This is a genomic window from Streptomyces sp. NPDC002499, assembly GCF_053595415.1.
On the sequence record NZ_JBSFXO010000010.1, the window covers coordinates 456596 to 466190 of the forward strand.

General features: G+C 70.5%; 6 protein-coding genes. 4 read left to right on the top strand and 2 right to left on the bottom strand.

Annotation, left to right across the window (positions count from 1 at the left end; translation table 11 throughout):
- Nucleotides 1–13 precede the first annotated feature (13 nt).
- On the bottom strand, nt 14–3304 hold the full coding sequence (locus tag ACWD5F_RS29655) for a S8 family serine peptidase (protein WP_451258893.1): 3291 nt from the start codon (nt 3302–3304) through the stop codon (nt 14–16).
- A 163-nt stretch (nt 3305–3467) separates the two neighbouring features.
- Complete coding sequence (locus ACWD5F_RS29660; RefSeq protein ID WP_451258895.1) at nt 3468–4010, bottom strand: CGNR zinc finger domain-containing protein; 543 nt, start codon at nt 4008–4010, stop codon at nt 3468–3470.
- 79 nt (nt 4011–4089) lie between these two features.
- On the opposite strand from ACWD5F_RS29660, the gene ACWD5F_RS29665 reads away from it, so the two are divergent.
- The 4 genes from ACWD5F_RS29665 to ACWD5F_RS29680 all read left to right on the top strand — a co-directional run bounded on the left by ACWD5F_RS29665 (nt 4090) and on the right by ACWD5F_RS29680 (nt 9372).
- A complete protein-coding gene (locus ACWD5F_RS29665) occupies nt 4090–4536 on the top strand; it encodes an NUDIX hydrolase (protein ID WP_451258897.1) in 447 nt (148 codons plus the stop codon).
- Between the two features lie 242 nt (nt 4537–4778).
- Nucleotides 4779–6548 (top strand): TIGR03767 family metallophosphoesterase, encoded by a 1770-nt coding sequence (locus ACWD5F_RS29670; RefSeq protein ID WP_451258899.1) that lies wholly within the window; start codon nt 4779–4781, stop codon nt 6546–6548.
- A 113-nt stretch (nt 6549–6661) separates the two neighbouring features.
- Nucleotides 6662–7801, top strand: coding sequence for a serine hydrolase domain-containing protein (locus tag ACWD5F_RS29675; protein ID WP_451258901.1), 1140 nt, complete (start codon nt 6662–6664; stop codon nt 7799–7801).
- 374 nt (nt 7802–8175) lie between these two features.
- The gene (locus ACWD5F_RS29680; protein ID WP_451258936.1) at nt 8176–9372 is read left to right on the top strand and encodes a glycosyltransferase; all 1197 of its coding nucleotides are present in this window, start codon (nt 8176–8178) and stop codon (nt 9370–9372) included.
- Nucleotides 9373–9595 lie beyond the last annotated feature (223 nt).

Consider the following 9595-nt stretch of genomic DNA (forward strand, 5'->3'; position numbering starts at 1 on the left):
GGCTCACCACCGACTACGGGGTGACCTTCTCGATCTTCACGCTGCCGAGGCCGGCGACCGTGCCGTTGCCGTTCACCAGCTGGACCTGGCCGAAGAACTCGCGGCCCTCCGGGGCGGCCGCCGCGGCGGTGACGCTGGCGGAGACGGTCGTGGACTGGCCCGTGCCGAGCTTCACCGGCACCGACTCGTCGACGGTGACCGCGCCGAGCGCGGCGGAGAAGAACACGTCCTGGTAGTCGTAGGCCGTGGAGCCGGACGGCACCGAGTAGCCGATGACCTGGACCGTGTACGTCCCGGCGGCCGGGTTGGGCACCGAGACGGCTTCCTCCGAGTCGCCGTCCGCGGAGCTGCCGACCTCGGTGCCGGCGGCGTTGAGCACCACCAGGTCCAGGTCGGCGGCGTTGTCGGAGACGTTGCCGATGGCGACGTCCAGGGACTTGGCGCCCGCGGGCACATCGACCGTGGTCGTCTGCGTCACGCCCTCCGTGATGGTCGGGCGGGCCGACTTGGCGGAGCCGAGCGGGCCGCCGGCCAGCTTGCCGTCGATGGCGGCGAAGTTGTTCGTCACCTTCCAGGAGGCGGCGACCGGCGTGCCGACCTTCGCCTCGGGCACGGTGACGACCTCCGGGTCGAAGGCCGCGCCGTAGGCGGAGACGGTCAGCTTGTACGGGTTGTCGAGCAGCGGCGAGGTGCGGCGCGACTCGACCTCGATCTCCCAGACGCCGGGCTGCGGGTCGGCGTACGAACGCACGTCGGGCCGGCAGCCGTTGCCGTCGAGGTAGTTGTTGTAGCAGAACGGCGTCGAGGTGTTGTCGACCGGAACGCCGTACGGGTGGATCGCGATGAACCGGGTCTGGCTCTTGTCCTTCAGCCCGCCGATCGCGACCTCCAGCGACTTGGCGCCCTCGGGCACGGTCACGAAGTACGACTGGGTGGCGTTGCGCTGGACCGAACTCGACGCGGAGTAGGTGTACTTGACCGGCGCCGAGACGACGACCGTGGTGAGGATCTGCTTGTCCAGGCCCTCGGTCTTAGGGTCGTCGAGCTCCAGGATGGCGCTCTTGAGGCCCGCGGACTTCGGGTTGGCCTGCACCTTGACGGTGACCGGCTGGTTCAGCGGCAGCTTCGGCTCGTCCGAGCCGAGGATCTTGAAGGTGTCACCGGCGTTGTTCTCGAAGTGCAGCTCGTGCCGGATCGCCTTGTCCGCACCGGACGTACGGGTGATGGTGACGTCGTACGTCTTCTTCTGGCCGGCCTTCAGGCCGCCCTCGCGGTCGTAGAGACCGGTGCCGAAGCCCGGCGTCTTCAGCGCGAAGTCGATCGCGGTGTCGACCGGAGCCTTCACCGCGTAGTCGTGCGCGGTGGCGCCGTCCTTGATGGATTCCCACGCGTCGGGGATGTTGATGAGGCCCGCGCCCTCCTCGTACGCCTGCACACCCTTGATGTGGTCGGCGGTCGAGGTCAGGGCCGTGCGCAGGGTGAGCGGCGTGAGCTCGATGTTCTTCTGCTTGGCGGCCGAGAGCAGCAGCGCCGAGGCGCCCGCGGCCTGCGGGGACGCCATCGAGGTGCCCTGGAGCATGGAGTAGCCGGCCGGCAGCGTGTAGCCCGCCTCGGCGACCGGGGCACCCGGCAGCCAGGTCTGGGTGGTGTTGATCGACGCACCCGGCGCGGACAGGGTCGGCGTGAAGCCGCCGTCCTCCCGCGGACCGCGCGAGGAGAAGGGCATCATCGCGTACTTGGTCTTCACGGCCGAGCCGTAGTTGGACGCCCAGGTGTCCTTGGAGATGGTCGCGCCGACCGAGATGACCTTGTCGGCAAGACCGGGGTCGCCGATGGTGTTGGCGCCCGGGCCGGAGTTGCCGGCCGAGATGACCAGCTGCACGCCGTAGGTGTCGATGAGCCGCGTGTACAGCTCGGAGCGCGCGTTGTTGCCGTCGTTCAGCGCGGGCAGGCCGCCGATCGACATGTTCACGATGTCGACACCGCGGTTCACGACGAGGTCGATCATGCCCTCGGTGAGCGCGATGTTGGTGCAGCCGCCGGTCCAGGTGCAGGCGCGCGAGGAGACGATCTTCGCGCCCGGGGCCGCGCCGTTCATCTTGCCGCCGAACAGGCCGTTGGCGGAGGTGATGCCGGCGACGTGCGTGCCGTGCTCGGACTCGATGACGCCGATGTTGACGAAGTCGGCCTTCGCGCCGGCCGCGTTGTAGACGACGTCCTTGCGGATCTCGACGACGAACGGCTGCCGCTCGACGACGTCGGTCGCCGGGTTGTCGGTGCCGAAGTACCCGATCTGGAAGCCGTCCTTGTACGGCTTCATCGGGGTGTCGTCACCGAAGTCGTGGTTGTTGTTGAGGTCGACCCGCACGGTGCCGGCGGCCGCGTCGTACAGGACGCCCCACTTGTCCGTGGTGTCCCCGTCACGGTTCGCGTCGCCCGCGGCGTCGCCGCCGGTCGTGGCGCTCTCGCTGAAGAGGCTGACCCGGTAGGAGCCGGCGGGCGCCGACCAGGTGCTGCCCTGGTAGGTGAAGGTGGGTCCGGACACCGAGGTGACCATCCCGCGCCAGGTGGCGTCGCCGTCGGCGATCGGGTCGGTCGCGGTCACCCAGTCGACGATCTTCCGCTCGCCCGTGGTGGTCTTCTGCAGCGCGGGGTGGCCGAGGTCCACGCCCGAGTCGAGGATGCCGATGGTGACACCGCGGCCGTCCGCCTTCGGGTGGTCCTGCACGAAGTCGACGGCACCCGTCTCGAAGGACGGGTTGTACGGGTTCTCGGCGGGGGTCTTCTTGCTCGGCGCCGGGTAGGTCACGGCCGCCGAGGCGGACTTGCCCGCGCTCTTGGTGCTCGGGTCGTCCAGCGGGATCTCCTCGCGCAGGTCGATGCCGTGCACGGAGGAGAGCTTGACGGCGGCGGCGATGGCCGAGTCCGCCTTCGTGGTGGGGACGGTCGCGCTGACGTAGCCGACCTTGTCGAACGTGCGGCCCACGAGGCCGCCGCTGACCGCGTCCAGCTGCTTGGCGACCTGCTCGGTCTGGCCGGGAGCGGTCGCGATCATCATCGTGACGTTCTTGTCGCCGGCCGCCTTGGCCTCGGCGAGCAGGTCCGCGTCGTCGGAACCGAGCTTGTCGTGCGCGGACTTGACGACGTCGTCGGCCGGGGTGGTGGTGGCCGGGTCGTCCGCGGAGAAGGCCATGGGTATCGGCCCCGCCGCGGAGAGCGCGGCGACCAGGCCGGCGGCCACGGCGATCCGCGCCATGCGTCTCGCACCGCCGGATATCGGATCGCGCTGGGGGGAGTGGGTCATCGGCATCCCTTGGAGGTAAAGGAACGGGCGTGAACGATCGCTCAGCTTTACCCAAGGGACAGTTGTTTGGGAAGTGTTGACCGACATGATGAGGATGTATGGGGAAAACCCGCGATGCCCTTTGAGGTCAATACCCGTCAACCCCGGCAAATCACACCAAGGTTCACACTTCCTTCGAGCGCGCGTAATGCCGCGAGGCCTTCGCGCGGTTCCCGCAGGCGGCCATGGAGCACCAGCGGCGGGTGCCGTTGCGCGAGGTGTCGAAGAAGTGCAGGACGCAGGTCTCGTGGGCGCAGCCGCGGATCCGGTCGGGGGCGGCCGTCAGCAGCTCCAGATAGCCGCGCGCCGCCAGCCAGGCCGGACCCCACGCCGGGTCGGCGAACTCGGGGCGCTCCCCGGGTCCCTCGGCGGTGAGCGTGGCCCGGATCCGCCCGTGCCCGAGCACGGCGTCGACCGCCTCGGCGGCGCCCGGCGCCCCGGCCACGGCCGCCCGCAGCGCGTCGCGCGCCCCGAGCGTGTGCCGCAGGGTCGTCGCGTCCGCGGCGAACCGGTCCGCGAGACCGTTCGCGCCGAGCCACACCGCGAGTCCGTCGGTGTCGGTGAGCAGATCGTGCGCCGACCCCTCCGCCACCCACCGCGTATTGAGAAGATCGAGCGCGAGGGGCTCGCCGGTGAGGGGGCGCGGGTCGGGGAGGGCGGTGGACATGGGAGCTCCTTACGACCGGCTGCGTCCTCCCACCTTAACTCTTGACGTCAAGGACAACGGTTATAACGGGAGTGTGTGAGTGCGCAAGAAGCTGAGGGTGGCGGCCTACGCCATGTGCGTCCGCGACGACCAGATCCTGCTGGCCCGCTGGACCGACCGCCACGGCCGGCCGGAGTGGACGCTGCCCGGCGGCGGCATGGAGCACGGCGAGGACCCCTACGACACTGTCCTGCGCGAGGTCGAGGAGGAGACCGGCTACCACATCGAGGTCACCGGACTGCTCGGCGTGGACTCCTTCCGCCTCACGACCACGCACCGCTTCGGCCGCACCGTCGACCGGCACGGCGTACGGCTCGTCTACGAGGGCCGGGTGACCGGCGGCGAACTGCGCCCCGAGGTCGGCGGTTCCACCGACCTGGCGGCCTGGCATCCACTGGAGAAGGTGGCCGATCTGCGCCGCGTCGGCCTGGTCGACGTAGGACTGCGGCTGTGGCGCGAGCGGCCGGCGGCGGGACGCCTGGAATAGCTCCGGAATAGCTTCAGTACCCCGAAAGATGAACAGTGCGTGACCGGCTCCGGGCCGTCCGAGGAGCGGTCGTGGGCGCGGAGGGTAGTCCAAGATCGACGTACGGTGATCGGCGCTGCGCGTTGCGGCCTCGTTCACGCGCAGGTCATTCCCGGTGCCAAGGCTCCAGAGCGAGCGGGAAGTTCGCGACAGCGATCGTCCCGCGACCCTGCCGACGCGTTCGCACTCGGGGAGATCGCGCCATGTCGCGCATACGCTCTGTCGCCGGTCCCAAGCCGGCGGTCAACCGCCGTACCGTCCTCGCCGTCACCGGAGCGGCGGCCGTCTCCGCGGGCGTCGGCTACGCCCTGCGGCCCACCGACAGCCAGGCCGCCTCCGCCACACCCGCGAGCGGCATCGCCCACCAGGCCCCGGTCGCCGACTCCCGGCAGGCCCCGGCCGCCCCCCTGGCGCCCTACACCAAGGGCACCACCCTCGCCTCCGTCGCCGCCCCCCGCACCAACTCCGGTTTCCGGCGCCTGGGTTCGGGCACCGGCTGGTCCCGCGTGGTGCGCGGGGAGCTGGCCGCCGCCAAGTCGGGCCGGGCCGGCCGCCGTACCGCGCTCGCCGCGTTCGTGCAGCTGACCGACCTGCACCTGATCGACAGCCAGCACCCGATGCGGCTCGAGTACGTCCGCTCCGCCGACCGGCACGCCTGGCGCCCGCACGAGGCGCTCACCGTCCAGGGCGCGGTCTCGCTGGTCGAGCGGGTCAACGCGCTGCGCGGGGCGCCCGTCACCGGCAGCCCGCTGCACTTCGCCATGACCACCGGCGACAACACGGACAACAACGCCAAGTCCGAGCTGGAGTGGTTCCTGACCATCATGAGCGGCGGCCGGATCACCCCCAACACCGGTGACCCGCGCCACTACGAGGGCGTCCAGAACAGCGGCAGCAAACTGTTCTGGCAGCCCGACTCGACGATCCGCGACGGCGACAAGCAACTCGGCTTCCCGCACCTGGGCGGCTACTTGAACGCCGCGATCCGCGAGGTGCGGAGCCCCGGCCTCAACCTGCCCTGGTACTCCACGGTCGGCAACCACGACAGCCTGCCGCTGGGCTGCTACGGCCACGGCGACTCCTGGCTCGCCGAGTTCGCGGTCGGCGGCAAGAAGCTCATGTCGCTGTCCGCGTCCGAGTCGGCCAAGCTCCAGAAGCTCATCAAGAGCGGCAACGACCCCAAGGGCCTCGCCTTCCGGGACCTGCTCAAGGCGCACACCCGGGACATGCGCTCGGTCACGCCGGACGAGAGGCGCGCGCCGTACACGGCGACCGACTACCTCAAGGCCCACCTCGACCCCGCCCACCAGGGTGTCGGCCCGGTCGGCCACGGCTACTCCAGCGCCAACCTGGCCGCTGGCACGCAGTACTACACCTTCCGCATCGCCGACGACGTGGTGGGCATCAGCCTCGACACCACCGACCCGGGCGGCCACTACGAAGGGTCCATCGGCTCGGCCCAGTTGAAGTGGCTGGACCGGCAACTGCGGGACCACAAGGACTCGTACGTCATCGTCTTCAGCCACCACACCAGCCACTCGATGACCAACACCTCGCACGCCGACCCGGCGCGTCCCGGCGAGCGGCGGCACAACGGCCAGGAGGTCATCGCCCTGCTCGGCAGCCACCGCAACGTGCTCGCCTGGGTGAACGGCCACATCCACCGCAACGAGATCACCCCGCACTCGGCGCCCGACGGCCGGTCCTTCTGGGAGATCTCCACCGCCTCGCACGTGGACTACCCGCAGCTCGCCCGCGTCATCGAGATCGCCGACAACAAGGACGGCACGCTGTCCCTGTTCACCACGCTCGTCGAGTCCGCGGCCCCGCACCGGACGGACTTCGCCGACCTCTCCCAGACGGGCCTGGCCGCCCTCTACCGCGAGGTCTCCTACAACGCCCCGGGCGCCAGCAAGGTGCTCGGCGGCAAGGCCACCGACCGCAACACGGAGCTGGTTCTGAAGAAGGGCTGAAAGCCGCTCAACCGGTCCACGGCCGAGCAACCCACGCCGATCACCTCAGGTCTTCGCCCCCGAACGGACCACGACCCGCTCCGACGGCGAGCGGGCGAGACAGGGGGAAAGACATGACCGTACGTGTACGGGCGACCGTGGCGGCGACGGCAGCAGTGCTGTCGCTGGCCCTGGCGGCTCCCGCCTTCGCGGCACCCGCCGACCGGGGTCACGACGCGACCCGTGAGGCGATCCGGGCCGCCGTGGCGGACGGGGTACCCGGCGTGACGGCCACCGCACGCGACACCCGCGGCACCTGGCGGGCGACCGAGGGCGTGGGCGACCTGCGGACGGGCGCCCCGCGGTCGGCCGACGACCACTACCGCATCGCGAGCATCACCAAGACCTTCGTCGCCACCGTGCTCCTCCAACTGGAGGCGGAACGCAGGCTCTCCCTCGACGACACCGTCGACGAGTGGCTGCCCGGTGTCGTCCGGGGCAACGGCAACGACGGCCGGAAGATCACGCTCCGGCAGCTGCTCAACCACACCAGCGGCCTCTTCGACTACACGTCCGACGAGGAGTTCCAGCGCCAGCTGTTCCGCCCGGAGGGCTTCTTCAAGCACCGCTACGACCACCGCGACGCGGCCGACCTCGTCGACCTCGCCCTGACCCACGAACCGGACTTCGCGCCCGGCGCCTCCTGGAACTACTCCAACACCAACTACGTCCTGGCCGGCATGGTCATCGAGAAGGTCACCGGCCACTCCTACGGCCAGGAGATCGACAAGCGCGTCATCGAACCGCTGGGCCTCGACGAGACCTCGGTCCCGGGCGACCGCACGACCGTCGGCACGCCCAGCAGCCGCGCCTACTCCAAGCTGGCCGACACGGCGACCGGACCCACCTACGACGTCACGCGCCTCAACCCGACCGCCGCCTCCTCGGCCGGCGCGATGATCTCCGACTCGGCCGACCTCAACCGCTTCGTGCGCGCGCTCCTCGGCGGACGGCTGCTGCCGCCCCGGCAGCTGAAGGAGATGAAGACCACCGTCTCCTCGCCGCAGATCCCGAACGCCGCCTACGGACTGGGCCTGATCCGGTACGACCTCTCCTGCGGCGTCTCCGTCTGGGGCCACAGCGGAGGCATCCACGGCTCCACGAGCGAGGCCGTCGCCACCGCCGACGGCAGGCACAGCCTCGCGCTGAACTTCAACGGCGACTGGTCCGGTGACAGCGTGGCGGTCATCGACTCCGAGTTCTGCGGCAAGTAAGGCAAGTAAGGCAAGTAAGCCAAGCAGGCAGCTCTGTTTCGCCCGGTCGCTCTCACGGCCTACACCCTGGTCCGTCCGGGTATCGTCCTTGCCGTTTTCTTTGCCCTGGGCCGCGCCGGTCACTGGACCGGCGCGGCCTGTGGCGTGCGACAAAGCAGCAGGTCAGGGAGGTGGGCGAAGTCCGAGCGGGAAGGTGGCGCGGGCGGGCGGACCGACGCGTTCCGAGTAAACGCAGACGACTTCGACACGAGACGCCGCGTTCATTCGTCTGAAACGTCTGTACCGCCTCATAACGCCTAACCCGCTGGCTTCACGGGGATGGCTCGATCTGGTGCAAGGCGGGTGGTCGTGTGCGTGCGAGGCGCGGGCTGCGTGTGCTGTCGGTCTACGAGGGTTTCTTCTCCGGAGGAGCCCGGATCGTGCACAGCGATGTGCTGTTGGGACTGGTGGAAGGCAGTCAGCAGTGGCATCGGGTGCTGAGTCTGCACGGTGAGGTGCACCGGGAGGCCACGACCCAGCGGATGGAGGACGACGCCTGTTACCGGTCACTGACGGCCGGCGGGATCGACGTCACCTCGCTGGGCCGCAGCGCCGGCCTGGTCGACGGCACGGTCGCCGCGTCCGTGTTCACCGGGCCCGAACTGGCCGACACGGCCCGGGCGATGGCCGGCGCGGACGTCATCCTCTCCCTCAAGGAGCAGCCCCTGGCCCTCCTCAACCAGGCGGGCCTGCCGCGCCGCCCGGTGGTGGTGTGCCTGCACCGCTCCGACCCGGAGAACCAGGGCCCGGCCCTGGACGAGCTCAAGGCCGCCATCGACGAGGGCAAGGTCGTGGCCTGCGTCTGCTGCGCCGAGTCCACCCGCGACGCCTACGAGGCCGCCGGCATCCCCGGAGACCTCCTCCACGTCATCCCCAACGGCGTCGACCTCCTGCGCTTCCGCCCCGACCCGGCCGCGCGACTCGCCTTCCGCACCTCCCTCGGCATCCCCGCCACGGCCCCGGTCGTCGTCTTCGCCGCCCGCTACGCCCAGATGAAGAACGTCTCCCTCTTCCTGCGGGCCGCCCGCGCCTGGCTGACCCGTGAGGGCGGCGGCCACGTCGTGATGTGCGGCGCCGGCATGACCGACACCAACCCCGCCCTGTGGGCCGACATGGAGATCGCCTTCGGCGACGACCGTGCGGCCGCGGCCGACCGGGTGCATCTGCTGGGCGTACGGCAGGACATGGAGAGCGTGTACGCCGGTTCCGACGTCGTCGCCCTCACCTCGTCCTCCGGCGAGGCGGCGCCGCTGTGCCTGATCGAGGGCATGATGTGCGGCGCGGTCCCGGTCACCACGGACGTCGGCGACAGCGCGTCCATCGTCGCCGGCCACGGCTTCGTGACCCCCTTCGACCCCGACGCGATCGCCTACGCCTGGTCCGCCGCGGTCACCGACCGCGCGATCCTCTCCGACGCCCTGGCGGCCGGCCGCGAACGCTTCAGCCGCACCCGCATGATCGCCGCGTACGCCGACCTGCTGGACCACGTGGTCCACGACGTCCACGACGAACTGAGCCCGGAACTCGGCTGACCCACCGGCCAGTTCGCCCCCCCGCGACGCACACATGAGGAGGGGCCGCCGGTCCCCCTTAGGGCCTGTCCGGCGGATCATGTCGGCGTCGCGGGCCCTGGCACGCACATCTGCGGCGTTGTCGTCGGTCGCCGACGCTCCGCGTCGACTCCCTCCTCCGCCTTGCAGCTGCACGCACCAGACCCCGCTCGGCTCGGCCAAGAAGCACCGCACCTCACAGCCG

Excerpts from the sequence above, each read along its gene's own strand:
- ACWD5F_RS29655 (WP_451258893.1), bottom strand. The coding sequence starts at position 3,304 with ATGACCCACTCCCCCCAGCGCGATCCGATATCCGGCGGTGCGAGACGC.
- ACWD5F_RS29660 (WP_451258895.1), bottom strand. The coding sequence starts at position 4,010 with ATGTCCACCGCCCTCCCCGACCCGCGCCCCCTCACCGGCGAGCCCCTC.
- ACWD5F_RS29670 (WP_451258899.1), top strand. The coding sequence starts at position 4,779 with ATGTCGCGCATACGCTCTGTCGCCGGTCCCAAGCCGGCGGTCAACCGC.
- ACWD5F_RS29675 (WP_451258901.1), top strand. The coding sequence starts at position 6,662 with ATGACCGTACGTGTACGGGCGACCGTGGCGGCGACGGCAGCAGTGCTG.